Genomic DNA, 18,679 nt, shown 5'->3' with positions numbered 1-18,679 from the left:
TTTCTGTATAAATTGAGATTGTTCAACACAGTGGAGCGACACAAGATGTCGTACCCTACTGTATTTTTAACATGAATTTTAAGACAATACGCCCATGATCAATAGACAGGGGGAGAAATGCACTCTACGTTAGACATAAACAGCCAAAGAAAAATGTCGGCTGAAGAAATATTGGAAGAAATTGAATTTCCTTTGGAAAACCTCGAAAGTTTCCTTTTTGCAATGACTAAAATGAAAGTTGATGATCGACTGAATGAAAAGGAATTTTCAGCAATCATCAACACGATACATCACCAAGTAAGAAACATATCCAGAGCAGTTCAAGCCAAATAAGAAAAAAACCCAGCTAAGGCTGGGTTTCATTGTTTTGACTATTTTCTGCAAAAATCTTTTTCCAAGCTGCGTCAGAAAAAAATGAAGCATCGTAATATTTTAATGCATATTTTTTTAAGTTTTCATCATATCCAATTTGATTAAACACAAATCCTTTTTTTAATATTTTTGTGAAATCATACATTGGACTGATCCAAAACAAGAAAATTTGTTCTGTCTGAAACATACTTGAATAAAATGTACTTTTAAAAAATTCTTTATCTGAATCACTAATATCGGCATCTGCGATTAATTTAACAATTTCACAATGTATATAAAAAAATGATATCAGGCTGCTAATAGAATTACTAACATGCTTGCTAGATACTTTCATTAGATCATTTCGTAATTCATCAAGGCTAAAATCTGTATAACTAGTTGAATGATATCTCAAAATATCATGATAAAATGTATGAGCTAACGTTTCCATAAGCTCAAATCCACTGATATTCTGCTTTTCAGTATTTTTTATAGATTCATCAATCGATGTGAAATTGATATGTTTTAATTTGGCATCTTTATATTGAAGTAGAGAATAGAATTTACTTGTAAAAATAGCATTTCTTGACTCTTTTATTTGTTCATCATGAGCTTCTCTTGCGAGTATGACTTGATCTTTATTTGCTTTTCTAGTCTCTTTTAAAGATGTCACCTGTAACCAAGTCGAAAAAGCAACTGCACACAATGCAATGGACGAAATTAATGTATTTAAACTTCCGTAAATATCTCCAAATGCACCAAATTCATTGAATTTTTCTGGAAATGAATAAAAGCTTAATAATGTTTTGAAGATAAAAGGGAAAGCAATCCAAAGACATATGATTGATCCTATCCCAACTATCCAAGCAAGTTTTATTTGAAAGTTAGTTAATTTCATTTCTTGTAGATCTTATTTATTGAATTGTTTGGCATATGTGTCAATCAAAGACAAAAGCCCAGGGCGCATATCTTCTTTAGTTAGTCGATACAGTTCAACCAATCTCGCTTCTTGTTCTGATAAATCGCTCGATTTAATATCAACAGTACCCCAAAGAATAAATGGAATATTAAAGCCATGATCTTCTAACAGATCCAACTGATCTGTATCTAATGGCGCATTGTGCTTTTCATAACGAACGATAGAGTTCTTTTTTACGTTTAATATTTCAGCAAGTTCATCTTGAGTAAGTATCCCTAAGCGTTTCCGCTCATCTCTAAGTCGACTACCACGGCTAGAAAAATCATCATTTTTCATACTTTTTCCTAAAAAAGCACTTGAATATCACTATAAATAATACTAGATTAGAGTTACTGTATAGCCAAGTAACTATAAATGGTGATTTTCGCATGAACAAGTCAAATGATCAAACTAAGCAACACACAGAAACCACAATGGTACGTTGGACTAAAGATCAACTTGAAACTATTCGCAAAGAAGCCTTTCAACAAAGAAAAGCACCAGCTGTTTTCATCCGTCAATTCTTGCTGGAAAACCACCCAGCATTTAAACCCCAAAATACGGATGAGTGATTGTAAACAAAGTCATTTTCGTATGCATGAAAAGCTACAAAGACAAACAAAATATTCACAATCTCAAACAGTTATAAACTTAAACAGTGCGGTGTTAAATGTCAGATATATCAAGACGCATAGATGAACGTCTAAATCAAATCTTCCAATTCAAAAAGGTTGGAGAATGGTATAGACATGGCATCTGCCCACAGTGCAGCAAGAAAGAATGCTATACACATGCGATTAAACCTCGCGTGGTGAAGTGTAGCCGTTTAAATAATTGTGGTTATGAAGAACACGTCAAAGATATTTGTGAAGACTTATTCAAAGACTGGTCCAAAGAGTTTGTCCAAACTGAAGCAAATCCTCACGCAGCTGCCGATGCTTATTTACGTCATGGCCGTGGCTTGGATATCACTCCACTAAAAGGCCTTTATACCCAAGAAACCTTCAGCCACGAACTAAAATATCCTGGTCTATATACTGGGACAGTCCGCTTCAAATTAGCTGAAGGCGTATATTGGGAACGTTTCATTGACCGCCCTGAACGTTTTGGTCGTCAAAAAGCAAATTTTATTGGCAAATATGAAGGATTAGCCTGGTCTATGGTTGATCTTGATGAGCTATGCAATGCTTCATCATTTTGGATTACAGAGGGAATTTTTAACTCGATTGCATTAGTCCAATCAAACCAGCCAGCTATTGCTACGATGTCTACTAGCAATTATCCATCTTTATTACTCAAAAAGATTGCCGATCGTTGTCATGAGCTAAAAAAAGATAAGCCACGACTTATTTGGGCATTTGATAATGATAAAGCTGGTAAAGATGCCATTAAAAAATTTCATCTTCGTGCTTTACAAGAAAAATGGGCTTCTTCAGCTGCTCTACCACCTTACCAAGTCAAAGGTAAAAACCTTGATTGGAATGATCTATTCATGCACGACTTACTGCACAGCGAAGAGCGTGCAAAGTATCGTCATTACGGTGAATTACTCATTGCAGAAACTGCTGAACAAGCTGGCTTACTGATCTACAACTTCAAAGAAGGTCGAACCAAAACATTTTTCTTTAATCACAATTTCCGTCTTTACTGGTTCAACTTGGATTACGACAAATACGCAAAACGTATGAATCAGATTGAAGAGGATCCAAGCTTTGATGACTTACTTGATCAACAGAAACGTGAACAAGCATTACGTGACTGTGCTGCAGTGACGGAGATCTGTAATGCACAGATCGAACCTCTATATTTTGAACGCAATGAGATTACAGGCGAAGCTTGGTATTACTTCAATGTACAAAGCCAATGGGCAGAAAAGAAAACCCAATTTACACCAAGCCAAATCGGTAGCCGTAGCAAATTTAAAGATGCAACCATGGAAGTTATGGCTGGTGCAATGTGGACTGGTACAGATCAACAACTTGAATTCTTTATGAAACGGAAAACAGAACGTTTAAAAGAAGTCAAAACAACAGACTACATTGGATATTCAAGTGAATATCAAACCTATATTTTTCCTAAACATGCTGTGCATAAAGGCCAAGTTATCCACATTAATGAACATGATTTCTTCAAAATCAAACGTCTTGAAATCAAAAGCTTAGCAAAGTCACCAGTGATTACTTTAAACCCTAAAAAGGAGTTCAAACCTTTTTGGTGGAAAGACTTTTATCGAGTACGTGGAAGCAAAGGTTTAATTGCTTTGGCTTGGTGGACAGGAACTTACTTTGCTGAGCAAATCCGCGCTTTGCATAGTTCATATCCATTCATTGAAATTATTGGTCAAGCTGGTGCAGGTAAATCACGCTTAATCGAATTCTTATGGAAATTAAGCGGCCGTAAGGATTACGAAGGTTTTGATGCTAATAAATCTACAAACGTGGCGATTTATCGTAACTTTGCCCAAATCTCAAACTTACCAGTCGTATTGATTGAAGGTGACCGTAACGATGCTCAAGGCAATGCAGTCAAACAGGCAAAGTTCAGTTGGGATGAGCTCAAAGATGCATTTAACGGCCGTGCGATTCGCTCAAAAGGTTTAAAAACTGCTGGTAATGAAACGTATGAACCACCCTTCCGTGGTGCCATCATGATTTCACAGAACAGTGCAATTGCAGCTTCAGAAGCAATCTTAACTCGTACACTGCATTTAGCATTCGATCGTAAAGGACAGTCATTAGAAACCAAGCGAATTGTTGACTCTCTCGACCGCATTGAGCTTGAAGAAGCATGTACATACATGACGCAATGTTTACGCATGGAAGAACAGATCCTAAGCACGTACCAAGAACGTCTAAAAAGTATTGAAGATCAATATCACAAAGTAGGTATTACACATACACGTATTGCTTTATGCCATGCACAAGTAGCTGCTCTTATTGAAGCGATCGCAGAGCATGTTCTTAATGGCTATTTAGACTATGAAGAAGTTGCCCTTGCACAAGAAATGCTAGTAGAAATGGCACAACAACGTGTAGACCAACTGAATGGCGATTGCCAAGAGGTAGAACAATTCTGGGAAGCATTTGAATACTTACAAAGTGGCAGATCTGCACCATTCAGCCTTAATCATCATGAACATGATGCACAGACGATCGCTATCAATTTGAATGAAGTTTATAAAGTTGCTGCCCAGCAGTACCAAAAGCTTCCTGAAATTACGTTGATGAAAACTTTGCTCAAATCATCACAACGCTTCAAGTTTATCGAATCTAACCGAGCTGTCAGCTCAAATCGATATCCAACAGATGTTGTCAAAAATATTCAAGCAGACAATGAAATGACTGATCGTCGTCGAACAGTCAAATGTTGGATCTTTTCAAACCCTAGCTATGGAGCATCATCAACTTGAATACAAATGCTCTCATGGTATCACCGACCCTACTACCTTTTATTGACGATGAGGAAAGGCTAATGGCCAATCAGCATGACTTAGATTATGTCGGTCAAAAAATCATAGACGTATTTCGTGAAAAATTCCCGAATGACGAAGGATACATTCAGGAAAAGATTCATCGATTATCCGAAATGAATAACAAATATGAGACTTTTTCATGGGCATTGAATCAACTTGACTATGAAAATCAATGCTTATTATTTGAAAAATTGGGAATAAATATTCTAGGACTAAAGTTCTACAACCATTTATTTCAACAACTTTAAATCTAAACACACATACAAAAGCGGCCACTTCTGTATGTGTCACAAAACCACTGGAGAGCAATTATGCAAAACGATTCTAACTTAGAAACCAAACAAGCGGAAATCCAAGTTTCTTTTGATTTAGCAGAAAGAATGTTCGATAACAATGTTGAATTTAATAGCCTTCCAGTAGCTAATCCAGTGTAGGTGAATAATGACTGTAAATATTGACGCTATTATTGAAAAAACGCTTCTAAAGATCATGAAGCAAATTGATTCAAAACCAATTATTCCTATTGAATGTCAGGTATGGGATGAACATGACATTGCGAATTATTTTAAATACACGGTGGATTACACCAAGCGAAATATAATGAGCAATAAATATTTCCCTCCTGGCAGAGAATTACCAACCGATCCCAAAGGTGAACGAACTTCACTTCGATGGAAAGCCACAGACGTAATCAAATACGCTATGGCCTTCGATAAATCCAATGTGAACTACAATTAAAAAAATGCCACCGAGAGGTGGCTTTTTTCATGCCAATAATCTACTTAACCCTGCTGACATATTTAATTCTTCCAGGATCTCATCATTAGTTGGATTGTAATAAGTCAAAGCTTGTTTAGGATCCTTCCATCCAAAAATCTTACACAAAGTTAAGGCATTCTTTATTCGTCTAGCCATTAAAGAAGCTGCTTCATGCCTTGAATCATGAAAAGTTAGATCAGCATTTTCTAAACCGGCTTGTTTACGTGCTTTGCGGAACAATGCGTCTCGTGATGAGTCAGAAATGGTAAATACTTTTGGACTACCCTTTCGATCAATTTTCATGGCCAGCGTCCACAGCTGAAGCGCAAAATCATCTAATGGTACCTTTCTGGCTGTGCCATTCTTAGTATCATCTAGTTGGACATAACGTTTTTCTAAATGAATATCTTTAGGCAATCTATTTACGATTTCTCCAGATCTCATACCAGTGGCCATTGCAATAAGCCAAGCTAAACCAACTTCTTGTGTTTTACTTTCTGGAACTGTTCCTGGTTTATATTTTAATGCAGTAAGCATTTTTACTAGCTCATCTTCCTCAACACGTCTTTCACGGTTATTAGGTTTCTTGGGTTTACGAATATCCTGGACAGGATTGAAATTAATCCAATGCTTATCTAATCGACACCAATTGAAAAAGGATGAAAGCAATGAATAGTCACGCAAAACACTTGATGCTTTAAGCGGTCGAATGGATCTCTTCATAACTGAATCCTCCCATTGTTTAATGAACTCACTTTTATAGGCTATGAGTGGCCAGTCAACATTAGGAAGGTTTTCCTTAAAATATTTAATTCGATTCTGTTCTTTCTTGGCTGTCTTTTTATGTACAGAAACTTCATCACAATATTTTTGCAGTGCTTCACGTACTGTTAATACAGTTTTTTTCTTGATAGCAGCTTCAGTAGAAGCATTTAACAACAAGTCTCGTTCTTCGGCTCTCCCCCAATTTGTTGCATCTATCTTGCTCTTGCAAGTTTTTGTTCGTCGAACACCATTCACCAGGACATCTGCTTTCCATTTTTTATTAGGTCGCTGATAAACCGATACGCTCATAAAATAATTAGTTCCTTAAATGTAAGTTGTCGGGTGGAAATCGGGTGGAAAGATATAACAAATAATCCCGAAAAATACCGTAAAAAAACATAAACGCCAGAAACGACAAAGCCCCAAGCCTTTGATATATAAGGCTTGGGGCTTTGAAAAATCTGTGTAAGCTTTCGCTTGGTCCCGAGGGTCGGACTCGAACCGACACGTCATCTCTGACAGCGGATTTTGAGTCCGCCGCGTCTACCAATTTCACCACCTCGGGAAGAGTGCGATGCTTTGTGTTGCGTATGATAACCTGTTTGATTTTATTGTCAAACCCCATCTTTAACTTATTGTTCACTTTTAAATCATTCAGTTATTTTTCTTAGGAAGTTATCAGCAGCTCAGCGCAAAAATACAAAAAAGACTATACTACGCACAATTTCTGCAATGTTTTAGATGTATGCAACTTTCAGACTTTTCATTTGATCTTCCTGATGAACTTATAGCTCGCTATCCTCTAGAAAGCCGTAGCGCTTCGCGTTTACTTCATATCGATGATCAAGGTCATTACCATGATCATAGCTTTACTGATATTTTGGATTTATTAAACGAGGGTGATTTGCTCGTATTAAATGATACCAAAGTCATGAAGGCTCGCTTGAAAGGTAAACGTGCAACTGGTGGGGCAATTGAAGTTCTTGTTGAGCGTATGCTAGACACACACACAGCTCACTGTCATATCAAATCAAGTAACTCACCTAAAGCTGGTGCAGAACTTTATATCGGTGAAGATTCAGTTCCAGTTACAGTACAAGGTCGCCATGAAAACTTGTTTGTAGTTGAGTTTTCACAACCGATTTTATCGATACTTGATCAATACGGTCAGCTCCCTATCCCCCCTTATTTCAATCGTGAAGCAGAAGAAATTGATACAGAACGATATCAAACGGTTTTCCACGATCCTGAAAAAATTGCTAGCGTTGCTGCTCCAACAGCAAGTTTGCACTTTGACCAAGATTTATTAGAAAAATTAGCTGCAAAAGGTGTGCAAAAGACATTTGTGACTTTGCATGTCGGTGCAGGCACATTTATGCCAGTTCGTACAACAGACATTACCAATCACATTATGCACAGTGAATGGTGTGATGTTCCACAATCCACGATTGATCTTATTTTAGAAACCAAAGCACGTGGTAATAAAGTGATTGCAGTCGGTACGACAGCAACACGTGCATTGGAAAGCGCAGCTCAAGCAAATGATGGCAAAATTGCTGCATGGACAGGTGATACTCAGATTTTCATTTATCCAGGCTACCAATTCTGTATCGTCGATCGTTTGATTACCAACTTCCATTTGCCCGAATCAACACTTTTAATGCTTGTTTCTGCGTTATCAAATCGAGACAACATTTTATCGGCTTATGAGCATGCAGTTAAAGAACGTTATCGTTTCTTTAGTTACGGTGATGCTATGCTAATAGACAAATTAATCGTTTGATTTAAATACGCTTATGCCGATCGATACAGTAAAACAAGCATTACATATAAGACGTAAAAAAAATGCTCAAGTTTTTCGCAATATCGCTCGGCTGTGGGAAGCGGGACAATCATCACACACGGATCAAGCATTATTAGATGCCTTGCATCCGTGGCGTGAAGATCACAGTCTGCGTTTTTTTAATATTTTGCCTTATTTATTGGCAACAATTAGTCTAAGTACTTTAATCTTTGGATATTTTCTACACCCCCATCTACAATTTATTTGGAGTTTTTTGGGTGCTTTTTTGACAGGTTTTCTTGCTTATCTGCTTTATGAGTCAAAACAACCACTTGAACAAGTGATTGAATATTTAGAACAAAGAATGATTCAACTTCGTTATGGTCTGAACTTCCAACAACTCCCTGCTTATCTTCCGATTCAGGCGCAACCATTACTTGTAATAAGTAAATTGAAGCAATCTTTCCCACTGTTTAATCGTGGAACTGAATCAAATGAAATTACACATTATGCTTCTACCGTTTGGGACGATGGAACGACTAAACATCAAGTCCTGATTTTTAAATACCATTACGTAACTGAAATGCCAATTTTGCAAGATGGCAATAGCGATAAAAAAATCGTCAAAGAAATCCATAAAGATTTATGGGGTGCTTTTGTTTTTCAAATGCCGAATTTGGGCATTGCTGTTAGTGATCAGCGCTCTCGTTTTTTTGAACCGTATACTCGCTCATGGCAAAGCAGTGATATTTTAATTAATCAGAAACTCAATATTTTTGGTCTAGATCAGCATCAACTTGCAAAAAGTATTAGCTCAAGTTTGACACTCAAGTTACATGATTTTTTTGAACATTTTTCAGGTGATTTAATTTATCATCATGAAGAACAGATTTTATGTTATCTCGGTGAACAAGACCTTTTCCGAATCACGAGTAAACATGATGCAATCCACGATATACCAGCATTGAGAGGTCATTTACGAACCATGACGATGCCTGAATATCAGCGTTTTCAACAATTGATGCTTAATTTAATTCAATAAATAGTCTATAAATCTTTTTAGAACAAAGATAAATGGAATATACGCTGTTCCATTAAGGCAACAATAACGAGGTAAGGTCATGACTGGTTTAATTATTTTCTTGGGGATTTTTGTTCTTTTGATTGCATGGGGCATTCATATTCGCAATACGATTGTACGCTACTTTAATGCGACCAAACGTGCATGGTCAGAAGTGGCTAATTTTGAACGTCAAAAAGTTAAAACGCTTGAATCTTTAGAAACGACCTTGAGCCGTTACACTGAGTTTGAAAAATCAACCTTAGAAAAAGTAACTGAGCTTCGTCAGCAAATCCTTAATTTAAATGTTAATGATACTGATATTTCTCAACTACAAAGCATCGAAAAAATGAGCAAAGAACTCATTCGCAGCCTCAACGTTGTTGTTGAAAATTATCCTGAGCTTAAAGCTGATACGCTTTACAGCAAAATGATGGATGATATTCAGGAACAAAATGAAAATGTCGGTGCTGCTATTACGATCTTTAACCGTAATGTTGAGTTATTCAACAATCATATCCAGATTTTCCCAAATAATTTGATCAATACAATGACACTGTCGAAGAAAGAAATTCGTCCTTTCAAAGATAATTTAGCGACTGAAAATTTTGACTATAGACCAAATTTTTAAAAGTAAATTTAAACATTTAAAAGCCAATTTCAGCTTCGTTTTGAAATGGCTTTTTTATTTTTTCTCTATAGCTACATTTAGTAGTAGAACTACACACCATAATCAAGGAAAATAGCCGTTTTTGATCAGCGAACTGTTTTTTCGCCTTGATGGATTGGTGTCATGCAATTTGAAAAATTAGGTCAGTCGGGGCGCGCGCGTCGTGGTCGACTCACTTTAGAACATGGTGTTGTTGAGACACCTGTATTTATGCCTGTTGGTACTTACGGTACTGTAAAAGGCATGTTGCCTCGTGATATTGAAGAGATTCAAGCACAAATTATTTTGGGTAACACATTCCATTTATATTTACGCCCTGGCTTAGAAGTGATTAAAGAGCACGGCGGTCTGCACGAGTTTATTCAATGGGATAAACCAATTTTGACTGACTCAGGTGGTTTCCAAGTATTTAGCTTGGGCGCTATGCGTAAAATCAAAGAGGAAGGCGTGACTTTCCGCTCTCCAATTGACGGTTCAAAAGTTTTCTTATCTCCTGAAATTTCGATGGAAATTCAGCATGTCTTAAATTCAGACATCGTGATGATTTTTGACGAATGCACACCTTATCCAGCAACACATGAAGAAGCTCAGAAATCATTACAGCTTTCTTTACGATGGGCAAAACGTTGTAAAACCCACCACCACGATGAACTTAAGAATAAAAATGCATTATTCGGCATCATCCAAGGTGGTATGTACGAGGATTTGCGTGATGAATCTCTTGCAGGCTTACTCGAAGTCGGTTTCGATGGTTATGCGATCGGAGGTCTCTCTGTAGGTGAACCTAAAGAGGAAATGATCAAAGTTCTTGATTATTTACCAAACAAAATGCCTCAGGATAAACCTCGTTATTTAATGGGTGTAGGTAAGCCAGAAGATATCGTTGAAGCGGTTCGTCGCGGTGTTGATATGTTTGACTGCGTAATGCCTACACGTAATGCACGTAATGGTCATTATTTTGTCACTGATGGTCTGGTAAGAATTCGTAATAGCAAATATCGTCATGATAAAGGGCCTTTAGACCCTCATTGCGACTGTTACACTTGTAAAAACTTTACTCGTGCCTATTTATATCATTTAGAGAAGTGCGGTGAGATGTTGGCATCGATGCTCGGTACGATTCATAACTTACGTTATTACCAACGCCTTACTCAAGGCATGCGTGATGCTTTAGATAATGGTACGTTTGACGAGTATGTTCAGGACTTTTATGCCCGTCGTGGTTTAGAGGTTCCACCCTGCCCTGAAGATTAATGTATAAGTAAATGCATCAAGATTTGCGCCTAAACGCAAGACAAGGTACATTGCAAAACGAATTGGAATTTAATCGTAATTTTTCGCTTTATCTTTTATTAGGAAATTAAAATGAGCTTTTTCATTTCTACCGCTCACGCTGCTCCTGCAGCAGCTCAAGGCCCAAGCTTAATGGCAAACTTATTGATGATTGCTGTTTTTATTGCAATCTTCTATTTCTTGATCTGGAGACCTCAAGCTAAACGTGCGAAAGAACACCGTTCTTTGATCGAAAGCTTAGGTGTGGGAAGTGAAATCGTTTTTGCTGGTGGTTTAATGGGGAAAATCACGAAGCTTGATGGTGACTTCGCTGTTGTTGAGTTAAGCCGTGGCGTAGAAGTAAAAATCCAACGTGCAAGTGTCATTTCAGTATTACCTGAAGGCACACTAAATAACCTTTAATCATAAAATAGTCGTGCCTCAGCACGACTTTTTCATTTAAGAAGAAAACGAATGCGTTACCCTGCATGGAAATATTTACTGATTCTCGTCGTTCTCGTGATCAGTACGTTATATGCACTTCCAAGTCTGTATCCTGATGAACCTGCTGTCCAAATTTCTGGTGCAAAAGCAGGTACACAAATTGATCAAACGGTTGTGCAAAAAGCTGAGCAGATTCTGAAAGCTGCCAACATCAGTAGCCATGATAATAGTTTCACCAACAATGCGGCATTATTACGTTTAGACACTTCAGAAGCTCAATTAAAAGCAAAAGAAGTGCTACGTCGTGATTTAGGTGAAGACTACGTGGTTGCACTTAACCTTGCGCCAACCACACCTGAATGGTTGCAAAAGATTGGTGCAAAACCGATGAAACTCGGTTTGGACTTACGCGGTGGTGTACACTTCTTGCTCGAAGTCGACATGGATAAAGCGATTAGCCAACGTATGGAAACATCGGCAACTGATCTGCGTCGTCAATTTCGTGACAACAAAATCAAATTTAATAATTTAGCACTGAATAACAATACCATTACTGTTCAGTTTGCCAATACAACTGACCGTGATGCAGCAGCAGATTTCTTACGTCGAAATGGCAATGAGTTCACACAGCAAGCACTAGCAAGTACAGATGGTGCTTTACTAAAACTCAACTATACAGATGTTCGTCGTCAAGAAATTCAATCTTACGCGGTGAATCAAAACTTAACGACCCTACGTAATCGTATTAACGAGTTAGGTGTTGCTGAAGCATTGGTACAAACTCAGGGTAGCAACCGTATCGTGGTTGAGTTACCTGGCGTTCAAGATACTGCTGAAGCAAAACGTGTCTTAGGTCGTACAGCAAACTTAGAATTCCGTTTGGTTGCTGATAGTAATGATCAATATATTGACCCATATACAGGAAAATATAATGGTCAGCCGCTTCCTCCAGGCACGGAATTATTTGCCTATGAATCACTGGATAGTGGCCGACAGCTTCTGTTAAATCGTAACCGTATTTTGACAGGTGAACGCGTTCAAAATGCAAGTTCTGGTTTTAGCCAAGACTCTGGTGGTGCAGAAGTTAATATTACGTTAGACACTGCTGGCGGTAAGCTCATGGCAGATGCAACACGTAATGCTGTTGGCAAACGTATGGCTGTATTGTTTATTGAAAATAAACAAAAAATTAGCTATGTCACTGATCCAGCTACAGGTACTCAAACAGAAGTCCGCACACCGTATACTGAATCTGTTGTGATCAATGCCGCAACTATTCAGGCCGTTTTGGGTTCACAGTTCCGTATCACGGGGCTTGACTCTCCACAGGAGGCGGCTGAACTGGCGTTGATGCTTCGTGCAGGTGCCTTGGCTGCGCCAATGTACTTCGTGGAAGAACGTGTGGTTGGTCCTAGCCTCGGTCAAGAAAATATTGATGCAGGTGTGTTATCTACTCAGATTGGTTTCATTCTTGTTGCAATCTGGATGGTGGTATTCTTCCGCTTGTTTGGTGTAATTGCGAATTTCGCTCTGGTATTTAACCTTGCGATGATTCTTACTGTTATGTCTTGGTTAGGTGCTTCCCTTACCCTTCCTGGTATTGCAGGTATCGTGATTGGTATCGGTATGGCTGTCGATGCAAACGTTCTGATCTGTGAACGAATACGAGAAGAAATGCTGTGGGGTGCCTCTCCAAAACAAGCCATTGTTGCGGGTTATGATCGAGCCTATAACACTATTTTTGACTCGAACTTAACGACGTTTATTGTTGCATTTATCTTATTCGCTATCGGTACAGGTCCGATCAAAGGCTTCGCTGTGACGCTTATGATTGGTATCGTATGTTCAATGTTTACTGCAATTACAGTAACACGTGCGATCGTACAACTCATTTATGGCAAACGCCGTAATTTGACTAAGTTGAGCATTTAAGGAGATTCATATGACTGATCTGACTCAACAAGACTCAAAACAATACGGTCGTCCTGATGATGCAAAAATCATCCCATTTATGAAGATAGCAAAACCTGCTGCAATCTTCTCAATCTTGCTGACCATCGTAAGTATCTTTTTTATTGCGACGAAAGGTCTAAACCTCGGTTTAGACTTTACAGGCGGTGTATCAGCTGAGTTGAATTATGCTCAGGCAGTTCAACCTGCTCAAGTTTCACAAGCATTAGATCGTGCTGGATTTAAAGATGCTGTTGTACAAACTTTAGGAAGTAATACTGACCTAATTGTACGTATGCCAGTACAAGAAGATTTAAACGTAGCAGACCTAAGTGAAACGATTACTAAAGCAGTGCAGTTACCAAACAATGCTGCTGAAGTACATAAAGTTGATGCTGTAGGCGGTCAAGTCGGTAATGAGCTATACATTCGCTCTGCGGGTGCATTAGCGCTTGCGATGATTCTGATGTTGATCTACGTGACGATTCGCTTTGAATTCAAACTTGCGATGGGTGCTGTATTATCGTTATTCCACGATATCATCATCATTATTGGTACATTTGCTTTATTCCAATGGCAATTTGATTTAAGCGTACTTGCAGCGATTCTTGCGGTAATGGGTTTCTCACTTAACGATAACATCGTTGTCTCAGACCGTATTCGTGAAAATTTCCGTAAGATTCGCGGTGCGACACCACGTGAAATTGTTGATATCGCATTAACAGAAACTTTACGTCGTACCATTCATACCTCAATGACATTGTTACTTGTAGTTCTAGCAATGATGTTTGTTGGTGGTGATGGTCTGCATTTATTCTCTGTTGCCATGTTTGTCGGTGTATTCGTTGGTACCTATTCATCGATTTATATCGGAACAGCATTTGCATTATGGCGTGGTCTTAACCGTCAAGATTTTATTGTTCAAGTTAAACCTGAATTTGAAGAAGATCATATTCCTTAAAGTTTTCCACAAATACAGATTAAACATGCCAGTGTTATCACTGGCATTTTTTGTAGGTGATCATTTTTAAATTAGTATTTAGTCATGTTGAATTACCTGAATATCAGGAAACTGGAAACCTCTACAAGAGAGTTCAGCTCGCCAAGCTATAGTCAATATAATTTTTTGATTCAACGAAAAGTTCTGATAACCAAATGTTCCAATTAAAGGATGTGAACACATCCCTCCCTGCTGTTCTGGATGTACATTTGTATTCAGAGTATTCAGATCCAAACGGATACCCAGACCCGAAGCTTTTAAAACAGCTTCTTTGGTCGTCCAAACTTTAAACCAGTACTCCCTATCTTCATCCAACTGTTGCCAAATTTCATATTCTTTGGGATGAAAAGCATGTTTAGCAAAAGCATCAAAACGCACTTTGCGTTCCAATTCCTCGAGATCAACACCAATATCCAGAATTTGATCACTTAGTCCTAACACATAGCTTTTTTTGCTATGTGAATGGTTAAAGTTGAGCATATGAGAAGTTAAATAAGGTTTACCATGCTCGTGTTTGGCAAAATCTAAATCACTAAGATCACATCCGAGATGTTGTGATAGTAATTGATTACGAAACTGCTTAATCTGTTGTTTTTTATAATCATTAAATGAGCGAAAATCAGAAAAATCGCTTTGCTGTAAATCTAAAATGTTATCTAACGTTTGAACATGTAATTCAATCTTACGCTGACTCATCGATCATGTCCTTATTGATAAAAAAAACCCAAATTAAAATTTGGGTTTTGATGACACTCAAAAAATTATCGCTTAAATTTCTTTTCAGCCTTTTTGAATTTCTGAATATAACGACGCTTACGTGCTGCAACGCGCTCATCCACTTGAGACTTACGCCCTTCGAATGGATTTTCAGAAGTTTTAAAATCGATTTTTACAGGGGTACCTTCCAGTTTATAAACCTTACGAAACACGTTTTCTAAATAACGACGGTAATCTGCAGGTGTCTTATCCACTTTATTACCGTGAATCACAATCGTTGGTGGATTTTGTCCCCCCATATGCGCATAACGCATTTTGATACGACGACCACCAATTGAAGGCGGCTGATGTGCTTCAGTCGCATCATTTAGAATTTGCGTTAATTTTGCTGGTGATACTTTCAGATTTGAAGATTCATAGGCACGATGAATAGATGGGTATAATTCGCCCACACCTGTACCATGTAGAGCCGAGATCAAATGAATCTTTGCCCAAGGAATGAAATCGAAACGACGTTCAACATCGAGTTTACATTGCTTACGATCGTACTCGGTCATGTTGTCCCATTTATTGATGGCAATCACCATCGCACGACCCGCTTCAAGCGCATAACCAATCAAATGTAAATCTTGTTCAACGATCCCTTCACGAGCATCAACTACAACGACAACTACATGTGCATCTTTCATCGCTTGCAAAGTCTTTACGATTGAGAATTTCTCAATCATTTCATCAACCTTACCTTTACGACGCACCCCTGCAGTATCAATCAACGTATATTGACGACCATCTCGTTCAAATGGGATATAAATCGAGTCACGTGTCGTACCTGGTTGGTCAAATGCAACTACACGTTCTTCACCAAGTAAGCGGTTGACCAATGTTGATTTACCAACGTTAGGACGACCAATAATGGCTAAACGTAAACCTGTATTTTTATTATGCTCTTCTGGATTCTCATCTTCAGGTACTTCAGCTAATACCTCTTCAAGCATTTGCTGAACACCACGACCATGACTCGCAGCAACTTGCATCGGCTCACCCATACCGAGCTTATAAAACTCAACAAGGGCTGCTTCAGCATGCACACCATCAACTTTGTTAGCAACTAAGTAAACTTTTTTACCCAATGTACGTAGTTCACGGGCAATTTGCTCATCTGATGCTAAAAGTCCAGCACGTGCATCAACTACAAAGATAATAATATCAGCTTCATGGATCGCAGTTTTTGACTGCTCCGCCATGTAAGAGTCAATACCACCCTCATTTTCACCGATACCACCTGTATCAACCACAATAAAGGATTTGTTTTGATAAACCGCGTCACCATATTTGCGGTCACGAGTTAAACCAGCGAAGTCAGCAACCAAAGCATCACGGCTTTTTGTGATTTGGTTAAATAGCGTTGATTTTCCGACGTTTGGACGACCAATGAGCGCAATAACGGGTTTCATAAATTAACCTTAATTCAGACGAGCCATCGTTGATGACAGCATTCTAGAAACAGTATGGAAGATTTTGGTGATTTAAAAAATCACAATAAAAATTCGGGGTTTTGTATACACAAATACCCCGATCATTCTTTTATTAGCAACTGCTAATTAAGCATTTTAACACAAGCGTAGGAAAAATTAACGATTCTGCCAAATGCTTAATGCACCTTTTCGTGTTGCCACATAAAGTTGGTCATTGATGACACGTAAGGACTGCACTTCACCGCTGGTTTTTGCACGCCCAACTAGTTTACCTGACGCTGGATCAATCAAATGCAAAACACCATCTAGATCACCAACCACAAGGTTTTGACCAAGTACAACTGGGTTACTCAGTTGGCGATTCAGTAATTCTTCATTTTGCCAAACCAACTCACCTGTCGCTAAATTGTAAGCATTTAATTTGCCATCAACAGTTGAGATAAAAACTTTATCTTCTGCGACTTCAGGACGATTGGTACTACTTGCATCCTCGCTCCACACCACACGTTGTGTCGCTAAGTCAGTGACAGTGACTTGACCTTGGAAGCTTGTTGTAACCAAATATTGACCAGCAACAACAGGATCACCAACAATGTCGATTAAACGCTGGATGTCTGAGCGCCCTTCACTGATTGCAACACGGCGTTGGAAACGTGGGACTCCACTAATTACATCCAAGCCATAAACATAAGCATTTGCAGAAGCGACTAAAACTGTTCGCTCATCTAATGCCACTGGTGCTGGTTGACCACGTAAACTGAATTGAACATTTGGTAATTTATAGGCCCAAACTTGCTGCCCTGTAACTGCATCATGAGCAAAAACAGTACCGTCATTTGCAATCGTAATCACACGCCCTGATTGGATTAATGATGGAGATAAAATGGCACCAGACAATTGTGCTGTCCATTTTTGTTCGCCAGTCATTTGATCAAGAGCAAATAATTGACCTTTTCGGTTGCCGATAATCACGATGCCTTCAGCAGCTTCCACGCCAGCAGTTAGCTCTTGTTTGGTAATTTTACTTTTCCAAAGTCGATCTTTACCTTTGTAAGCAGAAACCTGACCGTCTGGATCAATCGCAAAAATCACACCATTATCTGTGTCCAATTGCAAACGTAATGCTTCAGCAGCATTCGTTGAAGAAACACTTTGTGAAAATACAAGATTAAGACTTTGTTCTTGCTGTATTTTTGGCAAAGGATTCGGTTTTGCTTCTTTAACTTTGTTGCTCGAACATCCAACCAATAAGGCTGAAGCAACTGCAATTGCCAAAGGGAGTTTTAGTATATTCTGCATTAAGACTCATCCACTTTAGTATCTAAGATTGGGCGTTCAAAATCAGGATCATCTACTAAAACGCCAACACTTTCGAGTTTAATTTGTAAAAGCTGACGTTCTTGCTTACGTTCAAGTACATTATTCCATGCACTTTGATACGCCTTACGTGCAGATTCAACATCTTTTTTAGCAACATAAATATCGCCACGCAACTCATCTACTGTTGCTTTAAAAGCAGGTTCAGAAACATTAGATAAAGTTTTTAGAGCCTCATCATATTTTTTCTGAGCCAATTGAGAATCAGCTAAACGTATTTTCACAATTTGCATTAAACCTGCGTCTTTAACTTTTGAGTTTTCGACTTTCTTTAATGCTTTTTCAGCTGCGGCATAATCTTGTTTTTCATATGCCAGCTTAGCCAAAATGAATTGCGTCTGAATTGCTTGCACTGAATCAGCATCATCTTTCACAATCTTATCAGCAGCTTCTGATACCGTCGCAAAAGCATTGGGTTGACCCGCAACCGCTTTAGCTTCGTCCATGAGCTTTTGGACTTTAGCTGTTTGATTCTGTGATTCAGCCAAATTCTTTTTTTGCCAATATTCCCAACCAAAAAAGGCAATCAAGGCAATGAGAATTCCGCTAATCATGGCAGAACCATATTTTTTGGCAAACGACTTTAAACTGTCGAGTTGTTCTTCATCACTTAAGCTCATGTGATT

At 38.4% G+C, this 18,679-nt stretch carries 20 protein-coding genes and 1 tRNA gene; 13 read left to right on the top strand and 8 right to left on the bottom strand.

Translation table 11 applies throughout. The features are described 5' to 3' along the window. The first annotated feature begins 117 nt into the window (after positions 1–117). The gene (locus MKL32_RS11800; protein WP_270900572.1) at positions 118–333 is read left to right on the top strand and encodes a hypothetical protein; all 216 of its coding nucleotides are present in this window, start codon (positions 118–120) and stop codon (positions 331–333) included. A gap of 13 nt (positions 334–346) precedes the next feature. Here the strand turns inward: MKL32_RS11800 and MKL32_RS11795 are convergent, their stop codons facing one another. Together MKL32_RS11795 and MKL32_RS11790 are read right to left on the bottom strand one after the other, a co-directional pair. Next, positions 347–1,249 carry a hypothetical protein gene (locus MKL32_RS11795; protein ID WP_270900571.1) on the bottom strand — a complete coding sequence of 301 codons (903 nt, stop codon included), beginning with the start codon at positions 1,247–1,249 and terminating at the stop codon, positions 347–349. A gap of 12 nt (positions 1,250–1,261) precedes the next feature. Further along, entirely contained in the window at positions 1,262–1,606 is a 345-nt protein-coding gene (locus tag MKL32_RS11790) for a helix-turn-helix domain-containing protein (RefSeq protein ID WP_270900570.1), read from the bottom strand. A 92-nt stretch (positions 1,607–1,698) separates the two neighbouring features. On the opposite strand from MKL32_RS11790, the gene MKL32_RS11785 reads away from it, so the two are divergent. From MKL32_RS11785 to MKL32_RS11765, 5 genes are all read left to right on the top strand, one after another. After that, entirely contained in the window at positions 1,699–1,881 is a 183-nt protein-coding gene (locus MKL32_RS11785; protein ID WP_270900569.1) for a hypothetical protein, read from the top strand. Between the two features lie 98 nt (positions 1,882–1,979). Further along, positions 1,980–4,718 (top strand): toprim domain-containing protein, encoded by a 2,739-nt coding sequence (locus tag MKL32_RS11780; RefSeq protein WP_270900568.1) that lies wholly within the window; start codon positions 1,980–1,982, stop codon positions 4,716–4,718. A gap of 62 nt (positions 4,719–4,780) precedes the next feature. Then, entirely contained in the window at positions 4,781–5,029 is a 249-nt protein-coding gene (locus tag MKL32_RS11775) for a hypothetical protein (protein ID WP_270900567.1), read from the top strand. A gap of 63 nt (positions 5,030–5,092) precedes the next feature. Beyond that, positions 5,093–5,215 (top strand): hypothetical protein, encoded by a 123-nt coding sequence (locus MKL32_RS11770; RefSeq protein WP_270900566.1) that lies wholly within the window; start codon positions 5,093–5,095, stop codon positions 5,213–5,215. Positions 5,216–5,222: 7 nt separating this feature from the next. Then, positions 5,223–5,519 (top strand): hypothetical protein, encoded by a 297-nt coding sequence (locus tag MKL32_RS11765; protein ID WP_151839291.1) that lies wholly within the window; start codon positions 5,223–5,225, stop codon positions 5,517–5,519. Between the two features lie 27 nt (positions 5,520–5,546). On the opposite strand, the gene MKL32_RS11760 is transcribed toward MKL32_RS11765, so the two are convergent. Further along, positions 5,547–6,614, bottom strand: coding sequence for a tyrosine-type recombinase/integrase (locus MKL32_RS11760; RefSeq protein WP_194598226.1), 1,068 nt, complete (start codon positions 6,612–6,614; stop codon positions 5,547–5,549). A gap of 169 nt (positions 6,615–6,783) precedes the next feature. Then, positions 6,784–6,870, bottom strand: a tRNA-Leu gene (locus tag MKL32_RS11755). A gap of 180 nt (positions 6,871–7,050) precedes the next feature. On the opposite strand from MKL32_RS11755, the gene queA reads away from it, so the two are divergent. From queA to secF, 7 genes are all read left to right on the top strand, one after another. Next, positions 7,051–8,088, top strand: a complete 1,038-nt coding sequence (gene queA, locus MKL32_RS11750) for a tRNA preQ1(34) S-adenosylmethionine ribosyltransferase-isomerase QueA (protein WP_004908961.1) — start codon at positions 7,051–7,053, stop codon at positions 8,086–8,088. Positions 8,089–8,101: 13 nt separating this feature from the next. Continuing rightward, on the top strand, positions 8,102–9,130 hold the full coding sequence (locus tag MKL32_RS11745) for a hypothetical protein (RefSeq protein ID WP_270900565.1): 1,029 nt from the start codon (positions 8,102–8,104) through the stop codon (positions 9,128–9,130). Between the two features lie 79 nt (positions 9,131–9,209). Next, positions 9,210–9,779 carry a LemA family protein gene (locus MKL32_RS11740; RefSeq protein WP_270900564.1) on the top strand — a complete coding sequence of 190 codons (570 nt, stop codon included), beginning with the start codon at positions 9,210–9,212 and terminating at the stop codon, positions 9,777–9,779. 162 nt (positions 9,780–9,941) lie between these two features. Beyond that, positions 9,942–11,072: a tRNA guanosine(34) transglycosylase Tgt gene (gene tgt, locus MKL32_RS11735; RefSeq protein ID WP_004908968.1), complete on the top strand. Its 1,131-nt coding sequence runs from the start codon at positions 9,942–9,944 to the stop codon at positions 11,070–11,072. A gap of 111 nt (positions 11,073–11,183) precedes the next feature. Further along, entirely contained in the window at positions 11,184–11,513 is a 330-nt protein-coding gene (gene yajC / locus MKL32_RS11730; protein ID WP_004908970.1) for a preprotein translocase subunit YajC, read from the top strand. A gap of 51 nt (positions 11,514–11,564) precedes the next feature. Continuing rightward, positions 11,565–13,466, top strand: a complete 1,902-nt coding sequence (gene secD / locus MKL32_RS11725) for a protein translocase subunit SecD (RefSeq protein WP_004964104.1) — start codon at positions 11,565–11,567, stop codon at positions 13,464–13,466. A 10-nt stretch (positions 13,467–13,476) separates the two neighbouring features. Then, positions 13,477–14,445 carry a protein translocase subunit SecF gene (gene secF / locus MKL32_RS11720; protein ID WP_004908975.1) on the top strand — a complete coding sequence of 323 codons (969 nt, stop codon included), beginning with the start codon at positions 13,477–13,479 and terminating at the stop codon, positions 14,443–14,445. 78 nt (positions 14,446–14,523) lie between these two features. Here the strand turns inward: secF and MKL32_RS11715 are convergent, their stop codons facing one another. The 4 genes from MKL32_RS11715 to MKL32_RS11700 form a co-directional block, all read right to left on the bottom strand. Further along, the gene (locus tag MKL32_RS11715) at positions 14,524–15,180 is read right to left on the bottom strand and encodes a 4'-phosphopantetheinyl transferase family protein (RefSeq protein ID WP_004908977.1); all 657 of its coding nucleotides are present in this window, start codon (positions 15,178–15,180) and stop codon (positions 14,524–14,526) included. A 65-nt stretch (positions 15,181–15,245) separates the two neighbouring features. Continuing rightward, complete coding sequence (der, locus tag MKL32_RS11710; protein WP_004908978.1) at positions 15,246–16,655, bottom strand: ribosome biogenesis GTPase Der; 1,410 nt, start codon at positions 16,653–16,655, stop codon at positions 15,246–15,248. A 177-nt stretch (positions 16,656–16,832) separates the two neighbouring features. Then, positions 16,833–17,975, bottom strand: coding sequence for an outer membrane protein assembly factor BamB (gene bamB, locus MKL32_RS11705; RefSeq protein WP_125318472.1), 1,143 nt, complete (start codon positions 17,973–17,975; stop codon positions 16,833–16,835). Beyond that, complete coding sequence (locus MKL32_RS11700) at positions 17,975–18,673, bottom strand: YfgM family protein (RefSeq protein WP_004950316.1); 699 nt, start codon at positions 18,671–18,673, stop codon at positions 17,975–17,977. The genes bamB and MKL32_RS11700 overlap by 1 nt, the downstream gene beginning before the upstream one ends. Between the last annotated feature and the right edge of the window lie 6 nt (positions 18,674–18,679).

Source organism: Acinetobacter sp. AOR34_HL (assembly GCF_027854795.1).
GTDB classification, from domain to species: Bacteria; Pseudomonadota; Gammaproteobacteria; order Pseudomonadales; family Moraxellaceae; genus Acinetobacter; species Acinetobacter junii.
This window is presented reverse-complemented; position numbering and strand designations above follow the sequence as displayed.

Coding starts and splice junctions, on each gene's coding strand:
- secD (WP_004964104.1), top strand. CDS start 11,565: ATGCGTTACCCTGCATGGAAATATTTACTGATTCTCGTCGTTCTCGTG.
- MKL32_RS11765 (WP_151839291.1), top strand. CDS start 5,223: ATGACTGTAAATATTGACGCTATTATTGAAAAAACGCTTCTAAAGATC.
- MKL32_RS11745 (WP_270900565.1), top strand. CDS start 8,102: ATGCCGATCGATACAGTAAAACAAGCATTACATATAAGACGTAAAAAA.
- MKL32_RS11780 (WP_270900568.1), top strand. CDS start 1,980: ATGTCAGATATATCAAGACGCATAGATGAACGTCTAAATCAAATCTTC.
- MKL32_RS11795 (WP_270900571.1), bottom strand. CDS start 1,249: ATGAAATTAACTAACTTTCAAATAAAACTTGCTTGGATAGTTGGGATA.
- MKL32_RS11760 (WP_194598226.1), bottom strand. CDS start 6,614: ATGAGCGTATCGGTTTATCAGCGACCTAATAAAAAATGGAAAGCAGAT.
- MKL32_RS11715 (WP_004908977.1), bottom strand. CDS start 15,180: ATGAGTCAGCGTAAGATTGAATTACATGTTCAAACGTTAGATAACATT.
- yajC (WP_004908970.1), top strand. CDS start 11,184: ATGAGCTTTTTCATTTCTACCGCTCACGCTGCTCCTGCAGCAGCTCAA.
- MKL32_RS11700 (WP_004950316.1), bottom strand. CDS start 18,673: ATGAGCTTAAGTGATGAAGAACAACTCGACAGTTTAAAGTCGTTTGCC.
- MKL32_RS11790 (WP_270900570.1), bottom strand. CDS start 1,606: ATGAAAAATGATGATTTTTCTAGCCGTGGTAGTCGACTTAGAGATGAG.
- MKL32_RS11800 (WP_270900572.1), top strand. CDS start 118: ATGCACTCTACGTTAGACATAAACAGCCAAAGAAAAATGTCGGCTGAA.
- queA (WP_004908961.1), top strand. CDS start 7,051: ATGCAACTTTCAGACTTTTCATTTGATCTTCCTGATGAACTTATAGCT.
- MKL32_RS11770 (WP_270900566.1), top strand. CDS start 5,093: ATGCAAAACGATTCTAACTTAGAAACCAAACAAGCGGAAATCCAAGTT.
- MKL32_RS11785 (WP_270900569.1), top strand. CDS start 1,699: ATGAACAAGTCAAATGATCAAACTAAGCAACACACAGAAACCACAATG.
- der (WP_004908978.1), bottom strand. CDS start 16,655: ATGAAACCCGTTATTGCGCTCATTGGTCGTCCAAACGTCGGAAAATCA.
- MKL32_RS11740 (WP_270900564.1), top strand. CDS start 9,210: ATGACTGGTTTAATTATTTTCTTGGGGATTTTTGTTCTTTTGATTGCA.
- tgt (WP_004908968.1), top strand. CDS start 9,942: ATGCAATTTGAAAAATTAGGTCAGTCGGGGCGCGCGCGTCGTGGTCGA.
- MKL32_RS11775 (WP_270900567.1), top strand. CDS start 4,781: ATGGCCAATCAGCATGACTTAGATTATGTCGGTCAAAAAATCATAGAC.
- bamB (WP_125318472.1), bottom strand. CDS start 17,975: ATGCAGAATATACTAAAACTCCCTTTGGCAATTGCAGTTGCTTCAGCC.
- secF (WP_004908975.1), top strand. CDS start 13,477: ATGACTGATCTGACTCAACAAGACTCAAAACAATACGGTCGTCCTGAT.